Origin of the sequence: Luteimonas sp. YGD11-2, from assembly GCF_004118975.1 — a bacterium.
GTDB lineage: Bacteria > Pseudomonadota > Gammaproteobacteria > Xanthomonadales > Xanthomonadaceae > Luteimonas > Luteimonas muca.
The window spans coordinates 2,036,161-2,053,328 of the sequence record NZ_CP035376.1 but is presented as its reverse complement, the minus strand read 5'-3'; the positions used below and the strand labels follow the sequence as shown (position 1 = coordinate 2,053,328).

General features: G+C 67.1%; 17 protein-coding genes and 1 tRNA gene. All 18 read left to right on the top strand.

Annotated features, from left to right (window positions below):
* Positions 1-144: 144 nt before the first annotated feature.
* The 18 genes from accD to nuoL all read left to right on the top strand — a co-directional run bounded on the left by accD (position 145) and on the right by nuoL (position 17,167).
* Complete coding sequence (accD, locus tag ERL55_RS09260; protein ID WP_129136164.1) at positions 145-1,026, top strand: acetyl-CoA carboxylase, carboxyltransferase subunit beta; 882 nt, start codon at positions 145-147, stop codon at positions 1,024-1,026.
* Complete coding sequence (gene glmM / locus ERL55_RS09255) at positions 1,023-2,375, top strand: phosphoglucosamine mutase (RefSeq protein ID WP_129136163.1); 1,353 nt, start codon at positions 1,023-1,025, stop codon at positions 2,373-2,375. Before accD ends, glmM begins: the two co-directional genes overlap by 4 nt.
* Positions 2,376-2,387: 12 nt before the next feature.
* On the top strand, positions 2,388-3,341 hold the full coding sequence (locus ERL55_RS09250; protein WP_129136162.1) for a 2-oxoglutarate and iron-dependent oxygenase domain-containing protein: 954 nt from the start codon (positions 2,388-2,390) through the stop codon (positions 3,339-3,341).
* Positions 3,342-3,455: 114 nt separating this feature from the next.
* Complete coding sequence (tpiA, locus tag ERL55_RS09245; RefSeq protein WP_129136161.1) at positions 3,456-4,208, top strand: triose-phosphate isomerase; 753 nt, start codon at positions 3,456-3,458, stop codon at positions 4,206-4,208.
* Between the two features lie 16 nt (positions 4,209-4,224).
* Positions 4,225-4,653: a preprotein translocase subunit SecG gene (gene secG / locus ERL55_RS09240; RefSeq protein WP_129136160.1), complete on the top strand. Its 429-nt coding sequence runs from the start codon at positions 4,225-4,227 to the stop codon at positions 4,651-4,653.
* Positions 4,654-4,703: 50 nt separating this feature from the next.
* Positions 4,704-4,788: transfer RNA gene (locus ERL55_RS09235), tRNA-Leu, on the top strand.
* Between the two features lie 385 nt (positions 4,789-5,173).
* Entirely contained in the window at positions 5,174-5,530 is a 357-nt protein-coding gene (locus tag ERL55_RS09230) for an NADH-quinone oxidoreductase subunit A (RefSeq protein ID WP_100322414.1), read from the top strand.
* Positions 5,521-6,105: an NADH-quinone oxidoreductase subunit B gene (locus ERL55_RS09225; RefSeq protein WP_100322415.1), complete on the top strand. Its 585-nt coding sequence runs from the start codon at positions 5,521-5,523 to the stop codon at positions 6,103-6,105. The genes ERL55_RS09230 and ERL55_RS09225 overlap by 10 nt, the downstream gene beginning before the upstream one ends.
* Entirely contained in the window at positions 6,102-6,863 is a 762-nt protein-coding gene (locus tag ERL55_RS09220; protein ID WP_129136159.1) for an NADH-quinone oxidoreductase subunit C, read from the top strand. Before ERL55_RS09225 ends, ERL55_RS09220 begins: the two co-directional genes overlap by 4 nt.
* Positions 6,864-6,955: 92 nt before the next feature.
* Entirely contained in the window at positions 6,956-8,185 is a 1,230-nt protein-coding gene (locus tag ERL55_RS09215; RefSeq protein WP_232140677.1) for an NADH-quinone oxidoreductase subunit D, read from the top strand.
* A 13-nt stretch (positions 8,186-8,198) separates the two neighbouring features.
* Positions 8,199-8,726: an NADH-quinone oxidoreductase subunit NuoE gene (gene nuoE / locus ERL55_RS09210; RefSeq protein WP_129136157.1), complete on the top strand. Its 528-nt coding sequence runs from the start codon at positions 8,199-8,201 to the stop codon at positions 8,724-8,726.
* A gap of 14 nt (positions 8,727-8,740) precedes the next feature.
* Entirely contained in the window at positions 8,741-10,108 is a 1,368-nt protein-coding gene (nuoF, locus tag ERL55_RS09205; RefSeq protein WP_129137294.1) for an NADH-quinone oxidoreductase subunit NuoF, read from the top strand.
* Complete coding sequence (gene nuoG / locus ERL55_RS09200; protein ID WP_129136156.1) at positions 10,105-12,333, top strand: NADH-quinone oxidoreductase subunit NuoG; 2,229 nt, start codon at positions 10,105-10,107, stop codon at positions 12,331-12,333. Before nuoF ends, nuoG begins: the two co-directional genes overlap by 4 nt.
* Before the next feature lie 35 nt (positions 12,334-12,368).
* Positions 12,369-13,427, top strand: coding sequence for an NADH-quinone oxidoreductase subunit NuoH (gene nuoH / locus ERL55_RS09195; protein WP_129137293.1), 1,059 nt, complete (start codon positions 12,369-12,371; stop codon positions 13,425-13,427).
* Complete coding sequence (nuoI, locus tag ERL55_RS09190; protein WP_129136155.1) at positions 13,424-13,912, top strand: NADH-quinone oxidoreductase subunit NuoI; 489 nt, start codon at positions 13,424-13,426, stop codon at positions 13,910-13,912. The genes nuoH and nuoI overlap by 4 nt, the downstream gene beginning before the upstream one ends.
* A gap of 3 nt (positions 13,913-13,915) precedes the next feature.
* Positions 13,916-14,560 carry an NADH-quinone oxidoreductase subunit J gene (locus ERL55_RS09185; RefSeq protein WP_129136154.1) on the top strand — a complete coding sequence of 215 codons (645 nt, stop codon included), beginning with the start codon at positions 13,916-13,918 and terminating at the stop codon, positions 14,558-14,560.
* On the top strand, positions 14,557-14,880 hold the full coding sequence (gene nuoK / locus ERL55_RS09180) for an NADH-quinone oxidoreductase subunit NuoK (protein ID WP_100322423.1): 324 nt from the start codon (positions 14,557-14,559) through the stop codon (positions 14,878-14,880). Before ERL55_RS09185 ends, nuoK begins: the two co-directional genes overlap by 4 nt.
* Before the next feature lie 175 nt (positions 14,881-15,055).
* Entirely contained in the window at positions 15,056-17,167 is a 2,112-nt protein-coding gene (gene nuoL / locus ERL55_RS09175; RefSeq protein ID WP_129137292.1) for an NADH-quinone oxidoreductase subunit L, read from the top strand.
* Position 17,168 lies beyond the last annotated feature (1 nt).

Sequence of the window (17,168 nt, the reverse complement as noted above, 5' to 3'; positions counted from 1 at the left end):
ATGCGCCGGCGTACGGGGTAACCCTTTCGAATCATGGACTTGCGCGGGGAAGCGGGTGCCGGGCTCCGGCCCTCCGCCTGCTAGACTTGCGCCCTTGTCCCGGCCGGGCGACGCAGTCGCCGGCCGCTACCGGAGTACGACGATTTGAGCTGGCTCAAGAAAGTGATGCCATCCAGCATCCGCACCGAACCAGGCGCCCCGCGCAAGCGCAGCGTGCCCGAAGGTCTCTGGGAGAAGTGCGAGCGCTGCGGTGCCGCGCTGTATCGCCCGGAGCTCGAGGAGAACCTCGAGGTGTGCCCGAAGTGCGCCTTCCATCGCCCGATCCGCGCGCGTGCGCGCCTGCGCGGTTTTCTCGATCCGGATACCGGAAGCGAGATCGGCGGCGAGCTGGGTCCGGTCGACGTGCTGCGCTTCCGGGACCAGAAGAAGTACGCCGACCGCATCAAGGCGGTGCAGAAGGCCACCGGCGAGCGCGACGCGCTGGTGACCCTGGAAGGCACGCTCAAGGCCCGGCCGATCGTGGCGTCCGCGTTCGACTTCGCCTTCATGGGCGGCTCGATGGGCTCGGTCGTGGGCGAACGCTTCGCGCTGGGCGCCGAACGTGCGCTGGAGATCGGCTCGCCGTTCGTGTGCTTCGCCGCCAGTGGTGGCGCACGCATGCAGGAAAGCCTGTTCTCGCTGATGCAGATGGCCAAGACGTCCGCCGCACTCGGCCGCCTGCGCGCCGCGGGCCTGCCGTACATCTCGGTGATGACGCACCCGACCACGGGCGGGGTGTCGGCATCGTTCGCGATGCTGGGCGACATCAACCTCGCCGAGCCCGAAGCACTGATCGGCTTCGCCGGCCCGCGGGTGATCGAGCAGACCGTGCGCGAGAAGCTGCCGGAAGGCTTCCAGCGTTCGGAGTTCCTGCTCGAGCATGGCGCCATCGACCAGATCTGCGACCGTCGCGAATTGCGTGACCGCATCGCGTCGCTGGTCGCGCTGCTGATGAAGGCGCCGCCGGCCGCGGAGTCCGCCGCATGAGCCGGAAGTACTTCGGCACCGACGGTATCCGCGGCAGGGTGGGCGAGGGTCCGATCTCGGCGGACTTCGTGCTGCGCCTGGGCAACGCCTACGGCCACGCCCTGCGCGAGGGCGATCCCACCTGGCGCAAGCCGCTGGTGGTGATCGGCAAGGACACGCGCATCTCGAACTACATGTTCGAGGCCGCGCTGGAAGCGGGCCTGGTGGCTGCCGGTGTCGACGTGCAGCTGATGGGCCCGATGCCGACGCCGGCGGTTGCCCACCTCACGCGTTCGCTGCGCGCCGATGGCGGCATCGTCATTTCCGCCTCGCACAACCCGCACCACGACAACGGCATCAAGTTCTTCTCCGCCGACGGCGAGAAGCTCGACGACGCCACCGAACTCGCCATCGAGGCGGCGCTGGAACAGCCGTTCCGCACGGTTGCGTCGGAACAGCTCGGCAAGGCGGTGCGCACGCGCGATGCCGTCGGCCGCTACCTCGAAGCCTGCAAGAACTCGCTGCCGCGCGGCTTCGACCTCGACGGCCTGCGCATCGCGATGGACTGCGCCAACGGCGCCACCTACCAGATCGGGCCGCTGGTGCTGCGCGAACTCGGCGCCCAGGTCGATGCGATCGGCATCGAGCCCAACGGCGTCAACATCAATGCCGGCGTCGGTTCGACCCATCCCGAGGCACTGGCCGCGCATGTGCGCAGCTGCGGCGCCGCGCTCGGCATCGCCTTCGACGGCGACGGTGACCGGGTGATGTTCGTCACCGGCGAGGGCCGCGTCGTCGATGGCGACGACCTCATCTACATCCTCGCGCTGGACTGGCAGGCGAGTGGTCGCCTGCAGGGCCCGGTGGTCGGCACGCTGATGACCAACTACGGGCTGGAGCAGGCGCTGGAGCGCCAGGGCATCGATTTCGTGCGCACGAAGGTCGGCGATCGCCATGTGCACCACGCATTGACCGAACACGGCGGCGTGCTCGGCGGCGAAGCCTCCGGCCACCTGCTGTGCCTGGATCGCAGCAGCACCGGCGATGGCATCGTCAGCGCGCTGCAGGTGCTGGAGGTGCTGCAGCGCCGTGGCATCACCCTGCAGCAGGCCCTCGACGGCCTGCAGCGCTATCCGCAGCGCACGATCAATGTCGCCTGTCCTGCGGGCGCCAGGCCCGCCGATGCGCCGACGGTGCTGGCCGCACTCGCGCAGGCCCAGGCGCAGGTGCAGGGCAGGGGCCGCGCATTCCTGCGCCCGTCCGGCACCGAGCCAGTGGTGCGCGTCACGGTCGAGGCCGAAGACACCGCCCTGATGCAGACCACCCTCGATTCACTGGCCGACGCCGTGCGCGCGGCGGCCGCTTCCTGACGGTAGACCCCCATGACCTCCCGCATCCCGACCCTCGACATCCGCCGTTTCACCCGGCCGCAGAGCCCGGCCGACCGCGACGCCTTCGTCGCCGAACTCGGCGCGGCGTACCGGCAGTGGGGCTTTGCCGGCATCAACGGCCATGGCATCGCCCAGCACGAGATCGATGCCGCCTACGCCGCGTTCAAGGCGTTCTTCGCGCTGCCGGAGGACGTCAAGAAGCAGTACCACGTGCCCGGCGGCGGCGGCGCGCGCGGCTATACGCCGTTCGGCGTGGAGACCGCCAAGGGCTCGAAGCATTTCGACCTCAAGGAGTTCTGGCATATCGGCCGCGAGATCCCGGACGACTCGCCCTACCGCGAGGTGATGCCTCCGAACCTCTGGCCCGACGAGGTGCCGGAGTTCCGCGAGCACGGCTACCGGCTTTACCAGCGCCTGGATGCGCTGGGGTCGCAGGTGCTGTCGGCGCTGGCGCTTCACATCGGCCTGCCGGAGCAGTTCTTCGCCGACAAGACCGACAACGGCAATTCGATCCTGCGCCCGATCCACTACCCGCCGATCACCGCCGACGACATCCCCAACGTGCGTGCCGGCGCGCATGGCGACATCAACTTCATCACCCTGCTGGTCGGCGCCAGCGCGGCCGGGCTGGAAGTGCAGTCGCATGAGGGCGAGTGGGTGCCGTTCACCTCGGATGCCGACACCATCGTGGTCAACATCGGCGACATGCTGCAGCGCCTGACCAACCATGTGTACCCGTCGACGATCCATCGCGTGGTCAACCCGCCGGGCGAGCAGGCGCGCCAGCCGCGTTACTCGGTGCCGTTCTTCCTGCATCCCAACCCCGATTACCTGATCGACGTGCTGCCGTCGTGCATCAGCGACGACAACCCCAGCCGCTATCCGGAGCCGATCACCGCGCACGGCTTCCTCGAGGAGCGCCTGCGCGAGATCAAGCTGAAGTAGCGCCGCGTCACGCGGGGCAGGGCGCAGCCGCGTCGGCCCCGCAACCCGGTACGGCCATGTCTTCAAGGCGCCCACCGCCTAGAATGGGCGGTTGTCCACATCCCGAGGTAGGTCATGCGTCCACGTATCGTCGCCGGCAACTGGAAGCTGCACGGCAGCCGCGATTTCGCCACCGAGCTGGTTTCCCGCGTTGCCGATGCGGTGCCCGCCGGCGTGGAGGTGGTGGTGCTGCCGCCACTGCCCTATCTCGGCGACCTGGTCGAGGACTTCGAGGGCCGCCCGGTCGCGTTCGGCGCCCAGGACGTCAGCAGCAACCAGGAGGGCGCCTACACCGGCGAGGTGTCGGCGCGGATGCTGGTCGATGTCGGCGCGCGCTTCGGCCTGGTCGGGCATTCCGAGCGCCGGCAGTACCACAACGAAAGCAGCGAGCATGTCGCGCGCAAGTTCCTTGCGGCGGTCAACGCCGGCCTGCGTCCGATCCTGTGCGTGGGCGAGTCGCTGCAGCAGCGCGAGGCGGGGATGACCGAGGACACCATCGCCTCGCAGCTTCGCCCGGTGCTGGACCTCGTCAGCGCCGCCGCGTTCGCCAACGCCGTGGTCGCCTACGAGCCGGTCTGGGCCATCGGCACCGGCCGCACCGCCAGCCCGGAACAGGCCCAGGCCGTGCACGCGTTCATCCGTAGCGAGGTTGCCGCGCGGGATGTTAAGATCGCCGATTCGCTGCCCATCCTCTACGGTGGAAGCGTCAAGCCCGCCAATGCGGCCGAGCTGTTCGCGCAGCCCGACGTGGACGGCGGCCTGATCGGGGGTGCCTCGCTGGTGGCCTCCGACTTCCTTGCCATCGCCGCGGCAGCCGCCGCGCGTTGAACCCGGTCTAGCCACGATGCTGCTGCTCGTCCTGAACGTCCTCTTCGTCCTCATCGCGATCTCGATGATCGCGCTGATCCTCATGCAGCGCGGCGCCGGCGCCCAGGCCGGGTCCGGTTTCGGTGGCGGCGCGTCGTCCACCGTGTTCGGTGCGCGTGGGTCGTCCAACTTCCTGTCCAAGGCGACCAAGTGGCTGGCGATCTCGTTCTTCGCTCTGACACTGTTCATGGCCTGGTACGCGACCCGCCAGGCGCAGCCGGTGGTGCAGCAGCAGGATCTCGGTGTGATGTCGGCAATTCCGCAGGCGCCCGCCGCTCCGGCGGCCGATGCCAGCGTGCCGCAGGCGCCTGCCCAGCAGGGTGACCAGGCGGTTCCTGCCGCGCCTCCGGCGCAGCCGGCAGCCGATGCGGAAATTCCTGCGCCGGCACCGCAAAACGAGCAGTAAAGCGCGTACAATGCGCACCCCGCGGCAGGCACCATCGCCGCGGACACCTTGCCCAGGTGGCGGAATTGGTAGACGCACTACCTTGAGGTGGTAGCGACGAGAGTCGTGGGGGTTCGAGTCCCCCCTTGGGCACCAATACCGGCGGTTCTGCCGCCAGCGCCAGCACCCCGCCCAGCGCGGGGTGTTTGCGTATCCGGGCGTGTGCGCCGAGGGTTTCCGGCGTTACACGGTGCGTGCACGCGGCGCGTGCGTGCAATGCGTTTGCGGGACCGAATTGGTTTACTCGTCAGTTCACGAAACGGTACAATAGGCTGGTTTCGAGGACGGTGTCCGGCAGCGACCGGAACCGCCCAGGAAGGGCCAGCCGCGTAGCACCCGCGCCGGGTGTGGCCGGAAGCGACGGAATGTCGGTCACCCCTGAGTAAACACGACGCACGCGGCGCTCCGGCGCCATGTGCGAGCGGCGCAAAGCGCCGAGCAACGGCCACCTGCGGGTGGCAAGTAGCCGAGAGAACATCACGTGCTGGCCGAATATTTGCCGACCCTGTTGTTCCTGATCGTTGCCACCGGCATCGGCATTGCATTGCTGGTGATCGGCAACGTCCTGGGACCGAAGCGTCCGACGGCCGAGAAGCTGTCGCCCTACGAGAGTGGCTTCAACGCGTTCGAGGACGCGCGCATGCGTTTCGACGTGCGCTACTACCTCATCGCGATCCAGTTCCTGATCTTCGACCTGGAAATCATCTTCATCGTGCCCTGGGCCACCGTGTTCCGCGACCTCGGCGTCGTGGGCCTGGTCGAGATGGGCATCTTCGCCGGCATGCTGTTGCTCGGCTTCATCTACGTATGGAAGAAGGGAGCCCTGGAATGGGAGTGATCCAGTCCATCCAGAAGGCCGCGGACTTCGCCAGCAATCCGCTGCCGGAAGGGCGCGTCGAGGACATCCTGCGGCCCGAGGGCGACAATCCGCTGCTCGAGCGCGGGTTCCTGACCACCAGTTCCGACGTGCTGCTCAACTGGGCGCGCACCGGCTCGATGTGGCCGATGACGTTCGGTCTGGCGTGCTGCGCGGTGGAAATGATGCACGCCGGTGCCGCGCGCATCGATCTCGACCGCTACGGCGTGGTGTTCCGCCCGTCGCCGCGCCAGTCCGACGTGATGATCGTGGCCGGTACGCTGGTCAACAAGATGGCCCCGGCGCTGCGCAAGGTCTACGACCAGATGCCCGACCCGAAGTGGGTCATCTCGATGGGCAGCTGCGCCAACGGCGGTGGCTACTACCACTACTCGTACTCGGTGGTGCGCGGCTGTGACCGGATCGTGCCGGTTGACATCTACGTGCCGGGCTGCCCCCCGACGGCCGAGGCGCTGGTGTTCGGCATCCTGCAGCTGCAGCGCAAGATCCGTCGCGGCACCAACTTCGGCGAGAACAAGACGGGGCTGCGCGAATGAGCGGGACCGCTGAAGCCTTTGCCGCGCAGCTGCGTGCGCGCTTCGCGGATGCGACGGTGACGGTCGCCGAGCCGCGGGGCGAAGTCGGCATCGTGTTCGCCCCGGCGGACTACCTCGCCGGTTGCCGGGCGCTGCGCGACGAGTTCGCATTCGAGTCGCTGATCGATCTGTGCGGCGTCGACAACCTCGGCTACGGCAGTGACGAGTGGGACACCGAAGTGTCGTCCGCCGGCTTCAGCCGTGGTGTGGAAGGGCGCGGCCCGGGTCGTTTCGCCTATGGCCAGGCGCCCAGCCGCCAGCTGGATTCACCGGAAAGCGAAGGCCCGCTGTCGGTGCCGGTGAACCGCTTCGCGTCGGTGGCGCAGCTGCTGTCGATCGAGCACAACCGTCGCCTGCGCGTGACCGTGTATCCGGAAGACGATGCGATGCCGGTGGTGGATTCACTGGTGCCGGTGTGGGAAGGCGTGAACTGGTTCGAACGCGAGGCGTTCGACCTGTTCGGTATCGTCTATGCGGGCCACCCGGACCTGCGCCGCCTGATGACCGACTACGGTTTCGTCGGCCATCCGTTCCGCAAGGACTTCCCGCTGATCGGCAATGTCGAGGTCCGCTACGACGCCGAGAAGAAGCGTGTCGTGTACGAGCCCGTGACGTCGGTCGAGCCGCGCGTGGGCGTGCCCCGCGTGATCCGCGACGACGCACGCTACCTGACCGCTGCCGGCGAATCGCGGGCGCGGGGCGCGGAGACGCAGAAATGAGCACCCCTTCGCCTGTGAACCAGGTGTACTCCACGGATCAGGCGGCGACGGGCGGCCCGGCCGCGCTGCGCCAGCAGATCCGCAACTACACGATGAACTTCGGCCCGCAGCACCCGGCCGCGCATGGCGTGCTGCGCCTGATCCTGGAGATGGACGGCGAGACCATCGTCCGTGCCGATCCGCACGTCGGCCTGCTCCATCGCGGCACCGAGAAGCTCGCCGAGTCCAAGCCGTACAACCAGTCGGTCCCGTACATGGACCGGCTGGATTACGTGTCGATGATGTGCAACGAACACGCCTACGTCCGCGCGGTCGAGACCCTGATGGGGATCGAGGTGCCGGAACGTGCGCAGTGGATCCGCACGATGTTCGACGAGATCACCCGGATCCTGAACCACCTGATGTGGCTCGGCTCCAATGGCCTCGACCTCGGGGCGATGGCGGTGATGCTGTATACGTTCCGCGAGCGCGAAGAGCTGATGGACGTCTACGAGGCGGTGTCGGGCGCGCGCATGCATGCGGCGTACTACCGCCCGGGTGGCGTGTACCGCGACCTGCCGGACCACATGCCGCAGTACCGCGACTCGCCGTGGCGCAAGGGTGCCAAGCTCAAGCGTTTCAACGAATGGCGCGAAGGCTCGATGCTGGATTTCCTCGACCAGTTCGCCGACGACTTCCCGCGCCGCGTCGACGAGTACGAGACCCTGCTCACCGACAACCGCATCTGGAAGCAGCGCACGGTCGGCATCGGCGTGATTCCGCCGGAGCAGGCCAAGGCCTGGGGCATGAGCGGCCCGATGCTGCGCGGCTCGGGCGTGGCCTGGGATCTGCGCAAGACCCAGCCCTACGCCAAGTACGCCGAAGTCGATTTCGACATCGCCGTGGGTGTGGAAGGCGACTGCTACGACCGCTATCTCGTGCGCGTGGCCGAGATGCGCCAGTCCGCGCGCATCATCAAGCAGTGCGTGGCATGGCTGCGGGCCAATCCCGGCCCGGTGATGGTGGACAACTACAAGGTCGCGCCTCCCTCCCGCGAGGAGATGAAGGACGACATGGAAGCGCTGATCCACCACTTCAAGCTGTTCTCGGAAGGCTATTGCGTTCCGGCCGGCGAGACCTACCAGGCCATCGAGGCGCCCAAGGGCGAGTTCGGCTGCTACCTGGTCTCCGACGGTGCCAACAAGCCGTTCCGCGTGCACCTGCGCGCCCCGGGCTTCGCGCACCTGTCGTCGATGGACGCCATCGTCAAGGGCCACATGCTCTCCGACGTGGTGGCGATGATCGGCACCTACGATGTCGTGTTCGGCGAAATCGACCGTTGAGGCGCGTGAGGAAATGAAAGCAACAGGCAATTTCGAGAACGCGCGCAACGTCGACCCGATGGTGGCGTTGAACGACGACACGCGTGCGTCCATCGACCACTGGGTGGCGAAGTTCCCGCCCGACCGCAAGCGTTCGGCGGTGATCCAGGGGCTGTTCGCGACCCAGCAGCAGAACGGCGGCTTCCTGACCGACGAGCTGATCGCCGCGGTCGCCAAGTACCTGGGCATCCCGCCGGTGTGGGCGTACGAGGTGGCGACGTTCTACTCGATGTTCGAGACGCGGGAGGTCGGCCGCAACAACGTCGCCTTCTGCACCAACATCAGCTGCTGGCTCAACGGCGCCGAGGATCTCGTCGCGCACGCCGAGAAGAAGCTGGGTTGCAGGCTGGGCGAGTCGACGGCCGACGGCCGCGTCTACCTCAAGCGCGAGGAAGAGTGCGTGGCCGCGTGCTGCGGCGCCCCGGTGGTCGTGATCAACGGCCATTACCACGAGAAGCTCGACACCACGAAGGTGGACGCGCTGCTCGACGGACTGAAGTGAGGCTCGACGCAGGCATGGCGCATCACAACTCCCACGTCTCCGAAGGTTACGGGCCCGTCGGCCCGGCACCGAAGGAACACCAGGCCGTCTACACGACGCTGCACTTCGACAAGCCGTGGTCGTACGAGAACTACCTCAAGACCGGTGGCTACCAGGCCCTGCGCCGGATCCTCACCGAGAAGATCCCGCCGGCCGATGTCATCGAGATGGTGAAGCAGTCCGGCCTGCGCGGCCGTGGCGGCGCGGGCTTCCCGACCGGCCTGAAGTGGAGCTTCATGCCCAAGGGCGACATGCAGAAGTACATCCTCTGCAACTCGGACGAGTCCGAGCCCGGTACCTGCAAGGACCGCGACATCCTGCGCTACAACCCGCACTCGGTGATCGAGGGCATGGCGATCGCCTGCTATGCCACGGGTTCGTCGGTCGCCTACAACTACCTGCGCGGCGAGTTCCACCACGAGCCGTTCGAGCACCTCGAGGAAGCGACCGCCGAGGCGTATGCCAACGGCTGGCTGGGCAAGGACATCCTCGGCTCCGGCATCGACATCGACATCCACAACGCGCTGGGCGCGGGCGCCTACATCTGCGGCGAGGAAACCGCACTGATGGAGTCGCTGGAAGGCAAGAAGGGGCAGCCGCGCTACAAGCCGCCGTTCCCGGCCAACTTCGGCCTGTACGGCAAGCCGACCACGATCAACAACACCGAGACCTATGCCTCGGTGCCGGCGATCATCCGCAACGGCCCCGAGTGGTTCATGAACCTCGGCAAGCCCAACAACGGCGGCTGCAAGATCTTCTCGGTGTCGGGCCACGTTGCCCGCCCGGGCAACTACGAGATCCGCCTCGGCACGCCGTTCTCCGAACTGCTGGAAATCGCCGGCGGCATGCGTCCGGGTCGCACCATCAAGGGCGTGATCCCGGGTGGTTCGTCGATGCCGGTGCTTCCGGGCGAGATCATGATGGGCCTGACGATGGACTACGACTCGATCCAGAAGGCCGGTTCCGGTCTCGGTTCGGGCGCGGTCATCGTGATGGACGACACCACCTGCATGGTGCGCGCCTGCCAGCGCATCGCGCGTTTCTACTACCAGGAGTCCTGCGGCCAGTGCACCCCGTGCCGCGAGGGCACCGGCTGGATGTACCGCATGCTGACCCGCATCGCCCAGCACACCGCCACCGTCGAGGACCTGCACATGCTGCGGGCCGCGGCCGGGCAGATCGAGGGCCACACCATCTGCGCGTTCGGCGAGGCCGCCGCGTGGCCGGTGCAGGGCTTCCTGCGCCATTACTGGGACGAGTTCGAGTACGCGATCGTCAACCGGCGTTTCCTGGTCGACGACCAGCGCAACGGCACCGTGGTGCCCAAGGCGGTGGCCGCATGAGCGCGCAGCCCGTGAACCCGAACCTGCCGCCGGACCACGTCACCGTCTTCATCGACGGCGTCGAGATGGCCGCGCCGAAGGGCTCGATGATCATCCAGGCCGCCGACAAGGCCGGCATCCCGATCCCGCGTTTCTGCTACCACGACAAGCTGGCCATCGCCGCGAACTGCCGCATGTGCCTGGTCGAGGTGGAGAAGATGCCGAAGCCGGCGCCGGCCTGCGCCACGCCGGTGATGGACGGCATGAAGGTCGTCACCCGCAGCGAGAAGGCGCTGAAGTCGCAGCGCAACGTGATGGAATTCCTGCTGATCAACCATCCGCTCGACTGCCCGATCTGTGACCAGGGCGGCGAGTGCGAGCTGCAGGACCTCTCGCTGGGCTACGGCCGTTCGGTGAGCCGTTTCGTCGAGCGCAAGCGCGTGGTGCCCGACGAGGATCTCGGGCCGCTGGTCGCCACCGAGATGACGCGCTGCATCCAGTGCACGCGCTGCGTGCGCTTCACCGCGGAGATCGCCGGTACCTACGAGCTGGGTGGCATGAGCCGTGGCGAGAACCTGCAGATCGGCACCTACGACGGCAAGCCGCTGACCACCGAGCTGTCGGGCAACGTCATCGACGTGTGCCCGGTGGGCGCACTGACCAACAAGGTGTTCCGCTTCCGTGCACGCCCGTGGGAGCTCATCGCCAAGGAGTCGCTGGGTTATCACGACGCGCTGGGCAGCAACCTGTTCCTGCACTCGCGGCGCGGCGAAGTGCTGCGCGCGGTGCCGCGCGACAACGAGACCGTCAACGAGTGCTGGCTGTCCGACCGTGACCGCTACTCGCACCAGGGCCTGGGCGCGGACGACCGCGCGGTGCAGCCGCTGATCCGCGACGGCGACGACTTCCGCGTCGCGTCCTGGGACGAAGCACTCGCGCGCGCCGCGCAGGTCCTGCGCGACAACGCCGCCGACGACCTCGGCATGCTGGTGCACCCGTCCACGTCGAACGAGGAGGGCGCGCTGCTGGCGCGGCTGGCCGAAGGCCTGGGCACCGGCAACCTCGACCACCGCATCGGTCAGCGCGACCTGTCCGGCGACGCCGTCGCCACGCCGTTCGCGATGCCGGTGGCGGATATCGCCGACGCCGGTACCGTCGTCATCGTCGGTTCCAACCTGCGCCACGAAGTGCCGCTGCTGCACCACCGCGTGCGTCAGGCCTGGCGCAAGGGCGCGCGCGTGCACGTGGTCAATCCCGTCGATTTCGACTTCACCTTCGATGTCGCCTCCAAGGCCATCGTCGCGCCGTCGCGTATCGCCGCCGCCCTGGGTGGCGGTGAGCTCGCCGCCGTGGTGGGCGAGGGCGAGCGGATGGTGGTGATCGTGGGCGCGCTGGCCGAAAGCGGCGTGCATGCCGGTGCGATCCGTGCCGCGGCCGAAGCTTTCGCCACTGCGCGCGGTGCGGCGCTGTGCCGCATCCCGCAGGGCGCGAATGCGGTCGGCCTCAGCCGCCATGGCGTGCTGCCGGCCTCGCGCGATGCGCAGGCGATGCTGCGCGAGGCACGTTCGGCGTATGTGCTCTACGGCATCGAGCCGGGGCTGGACTTCGCCGACCAGGCACTCGCACTGAAGGCGCTCAAGGGCGCGCAGGTGGTGGCATTCAGCCAGTTCGCCTGTGCCTCCACGCGCGCCGTCGCCGACGTGATCCTGCCGATCGGTGCGCTGCCGGAGATCGACGCCACACTCACGAACCTCGAGGGTATCGACCAGCGCGCACTCGCCGCCGGTCGCCTTCCGGGCGAGGCCCGTGCCGGCTGGCGCGTACTGCGTGCACTCGGCGCCCAGCTCGGCCTGGACGGCTTCGGATTCGTCGACATCGCGCCGCTGCGTGCTTCGATGCAGCCGCGCGAGGTCGTCGTACAGGGTGGGCAGGCGCTGCACGCGGACGCCGGTCTTGAGCTTGCGGTGGCACCCGCGATCTATCGCAGCGATGCCATGGTCCGGCGTTCGCCGGCCCTGCAGGCACATCCGCTGACGCTGGGCCCGCGCATCGTCGTGCATCCGGCCGATGCCGGCACGCTCGGCGTGGTGGACGGCGCGATGGCCAAGGTCTCCAACCACGCCGGCACCGCGACCCTGCAGGTCATGGTCAGCGACCAGGTCGCCGTGGGTGCGGTGTTCGTCGAAAGCGGCTACGGCGCCACCGCGGCGCTGGCAGCCGGCAACGTACAGGTGATGCCGGCATGACGACGGCGGAATTTCTCCAGCAGCTGTTCGGCCCGATGCGCGAGGCACTGTTCTCGCTGGGCGCGATCGGCATGGTGTTGTGGATCGTGCTGAAGATCCTCGCGATCGCCGTTCCGGTGATTCTTGCGGTGGCCTTCTACGTGGTCTGGGAGCGCAAGCTGATTGGCTGGATGCACGTGCGCCATGGGCCGATGTACGTGGGCATGGGCGTGTTCCAGGCCTTCGCGGACGTCTTCAAGCTGCTGTTCAAGGAAGTCATCCAGCCCACCAACGCCCATCCGAAGCTGTATGTGCTCGCACCGCTGATCACGCTGGCACCGGCGTTCGCGGCGTGGGCGGTGGTGCCGTTCGACTACCAGCTGGTGTTGTCCAACGCCAATGCGGGGCTGCTGTACCTGCTGGCGATGACCTCGCTGGGCGTGTACGGCATCATCCTCGCGGGCTGGGCCACCAACTCGAAGTACGCCTTCCTCGGCGCGATGCGTGCTGCTGCGCAGATGGTGAGCTACGAGATCGCGATGGGCTTCGCGCTGGTCGGCGTGCTGATCGCCGCGGGCAGCCTCAATCTCACCGACATCGTGATGGCGCAGGCGGGTGGTGCGGGTCTCTTCAGCTGGTTCTGGCTGCCGCTGCTGCCGCTGTTCGTGATCTATTTCGTGTCCGGCGTGGCCGAGACCAACCGTGCACCGTTCGACGTGGTCGAGGGCGAGTCGGAAATCGTCGCCGGTCACATGGTGGAGTACTCGGGTTCCGCGTTCGCGCTGTTCTTCCTGGCCGAATACGCGAACATGATCCTGATCAGCATCCTGACGACGCTGTTCTTCCTCGGCGGCTGGCTGTCCCCGATCCCGGCGGCGTGGATTCCCGACGTGCCGGTGCTGTCGACGATCCTCGGCGATGGCTGGTGGTGGCTGTTCGCCAAGATGTTCTTCTTCGCCAGCGTCTTCATCTGGTTCCGCGCGTCATTCCCGCGTTACCGCTATGACCAGATCATGCGGTTGGGCTGGAAGGTATTCGTTCCGGTCAGCATCGCCTGGATCGTGGTCACCGCGCTGATGGCGTATTTCGGGGTGCTGGAGGGTGTACAGCGATGAGCCGCGTCGGCAATTTCTTCCGCAGCCTGCTGCTGCTGGAACTCATGGGCGGCATGAAGCTGACCTTCAAGTACCTGTGGCGTGACAAGTACACGCTGATGTATCCGATGGAGAAGACGCCGCAGTCACCGCGTTTCCGCGGCCTGCACGCGTTGCGTCGCTATCCCAACGGCGAGGAACGCTGCATCGCGTGCAAGCTCTGCGAAGCGGTGTGCCCGGCGCTGGCGATCACCATCGACTCGGCGCAGCGCGAGGACGGCACCCGCCGCACCACCCGCTACGACATCGACCTGTTCAAGTGCATCTACTGCGGGTTCTGCGAGGAGTCCTGCCCGGTGGATTCCATCGTCGAGACGCACATCCACGAGTACCACTTCGAGAACCGCGGCGAGAACATCGTCAGCAAGCCGCAGCTGCTCGCACTGGGCGACCGGCTCGAGGCGGAAATCGCCCAGCGCCGCGCCGCCGACGCCGCCTACAGGTAAGTCATGGATTTCATTCTTCTCGCATTCCTGGGCTTCGCCGCGATCACCGTGATGTCGGCGGTAGCGGTGATCAGTGTCCGCAATCCGGTGCACTCGGCACTGTTCCTGGTGCTGACCTTCTTCAGTGCTGCCGGTACCTGGATCCTTGCCGGTGCCGAGTTCCTGGGCGTGGCGCTGATCGTGGTGTATGTCGGCGCGGTGATGGTGCTGTTCCTGTTCGTGGTGATGATGCTCGACATCGACGTCACCACGCTGCGCCAGGGCTACGTGCGCTACCTGCCGATCGGGCTCGTCGTCGCGGTGGTGATGCTGGCCGAGGTGCTCACGCTGATCGGCATCGGTTCGCGGATCACCCCGTTCGGCCCCGATCCCGCTGAAGCCGCCGGCCTGGGCAACACCGCATGGGTCGCGCATACGCTGTTCCGCGACTACCTGCTGCCGTTCGAGATCGCCGCGCTGATCCTGACCGTGGCGGTGGTGGCCGCGGTGATGCTCACCCTGCGCGCGCGCGTCGGCGTGAAGCGCCAGGATCCGGCGGCGCAGGCGGCAGTGCGTGCGTCCGATCGCGTGCGCATCATCAAGATGGATGCGGTGCGCCCGCAGGCGCCCGCGACGGCGCAGGTCCAGGACGGGGAGGGCCAGGCATGAGTCTGTTCGGAGAAGGCCTGGCGCTGGGCCACTACCTGGCGCTCGGGGCGGTGCTGTTCTGCATCAGCGTGGCCGGCATCTTCCTCAACCGGAAGAACGTGATCGTGCTGCTGATGTCGATCGAACTGATGCTGCTGGCGGTCAACGTCAACTTCATCGGGTTCTCGCGGCACTTCGGCGACGCCAGCGGCCAGGTCTTCGTGTTCTTCATCCTGACCGTGGCGGCCGCGGAGGCGGCGATCGGCCTGGCGATCCTGGTCACGCTGTTCCGCAATCGCAACACGATCAACGTGGCCGATATCGACACGCTCAAGGGGTAGGCTGCAGCGCCCGCGCTGCAGCGAATGCCCGGCCAGGAAGGCCGGGCCGGACTCTCTCCGGAGCCCGCGGTACCACCATGGAAGGCACGCACGACAAACGATTCGACGGTGACACACGACGCATGTCACCCGGACGGCTGTAACGGTCCGCCCCGGCGCGACCAGGTCAATGGATATCCAGATGGCAATTTCGACAACCCACTTGCTGATCATCGTGCTTGCGCCGCTGCTCGGCTCGGTCATCGCCGGCCTCTTCGGGCGGCAGGTCGGCCGTGCCGGCGCGCACAGCGTGACGATCCTCGGCGTCGCCACCAGCTGCGTGCTGTCGTGCTACGTGCTGTGGCAGCTGCTGCAGGGGGCTGCGCCGTACAACGAGAACATCTACACGGTGTTCGACGTGGCCAGCTACTCCGCGCACGTGGGCTTCATGGTCGACCGCCTGACCGCGATGATGATGGTGGTGGTGACCTTCGTATCGCTGCTGGTGCACATCTACACCATCGGCTACATGCACGAGGATCCGGGTTACCAGCGGTTCTTCAGCTACATCTCGCTGTTCACCTTCTCGATGCTCATGCTGGTGATGAGCAACAACTTCCTGCAGCTGTTCTTCGGCTGGGAAGCGGTGGGCCTGGTGTCGTACCTGCTGATCGGCTTCTGGTTCAAGAAGCCGAGCGCGGTGTTCGCCAACATGAAGGCGTTCCTGGTCAACCGCGTCGGCGACTTCGGCTTCCTGCTCGGCATCGCCGGGGTGCTGTACTGGTTCGGCACGCTCGACTACGCCACCGTGTTCGCCAACGCGACCGACCGCGTGGGCGGCGGCCAGGTGGTGGAGATCTTCGCGGGCTATCCCTGGTCCGTGGCGACGCTGATCTGCATCTGCCTCTTCATCGGTGCGATGGGCAAGTCCGCACAGGTGCCGCTGCATGTGTGGCTGCCCGATTCGATGGAAGGCCCCACCCCGATCTCGGCGCTGATCCATGCTGCCACGATGGTCACGGCCGGCATCTTCATGGTGGCGCGCATGTCGCCGCTGTTCGAACTCAGTGACACCGCACTGGCGTTCATCCTGTTCATCGGTGCGACCACGGCGTTCTTCACCGGCCTGATCGGCATCGTGCAGAACGACATCAAGCGCGTGGTCGCCTATTCGACACTCTCGCAGCTGGGCTACATGACGGTGGCGCTGGGCGTGTCGGCGTACTCGGCCGCGGTGTTCCACCTGATGACGCATGCGTTCTTCAAGGCGCTGCTGTTCCTGGCCGCCGGTTCGGTGATCATCGGCATGCACCACGAGCAGGACATGCGCAAGATGGGCGGCCTGCGCAAGTACATGCCGGTCACCTTCTGGACCAGCGTCATCGGCACCCTGGCGCTGGTCGGCACGCCGTTCCTGTCCGGGTTCTACTCGAAGGACACCATCATCGAGGCCGCAGGCCACGCCGCGGAGCGCATGGGCTGGGTCGGCACCTACGGCTACTGGGCGGTGCTGCTGGGTGCCTTCGTCACCAGCTTCTACAGCTTCCGCCTGCTGTACATGACCTTCTTCGGCGAAGAGCGCTTCCGCCACGCCGCGCCGTCGCATCCGGTTGCCGCCAGGGACGAGCACGGCCAGCAGACACTGCACGAGCCGCTGCACGACGATGCGCACGGCCATCACGACCATCATGGCCCGCACGAGCCGCACGAGTCCCCGTGGGTGGTGACGTTGCCGCTGGTGCTGCTGGCGATCCCGTCGATCGCGATCGGTTTCTTCACCGTCGGTCCGATGCTGTTCGGCACCGACTGGTCCGGGCATACCGAGAAGCTGCCGTTCTTCCTCGGCGCGATCGACCTCGCCCCCGCACGCGACACCGTGCTGCAGCTCAAGGACACCCTGTGGCACGGGCCGGTCGCGTATGCGGTGCACGGTTTCCAGGTGCCGACCTTCTGGCTGATGCTGGCCGGCTTCCTGCTCGCGACCGTGATGTACGTGTGGCGCACCGACTTGCCGGCAAAGGCCGCGCGGCTGTTCGCGCTGCCGATCCGCGTACTGGAGAAGAAGTACTGGGCCGACGATCTCTGGATCGACGGGTTCGCCGGCGGCGGCCTGGTGCTCGGCCAGGGCTCACGCAGGTTCGACGAGAAACTGATCGACGGCCTGTTCGTCAACGGTGCCGCACGCGTGGTCGACCTGGTCGCCAGCGTCAGCCGTCGCCTGCAGTCCGGCTATGTCTACCACTACGCGTTCGCGATGATCATCGGCCTGATTGCACTGCTGGCCGTACTGATCTTCCACTGGCGCTGAC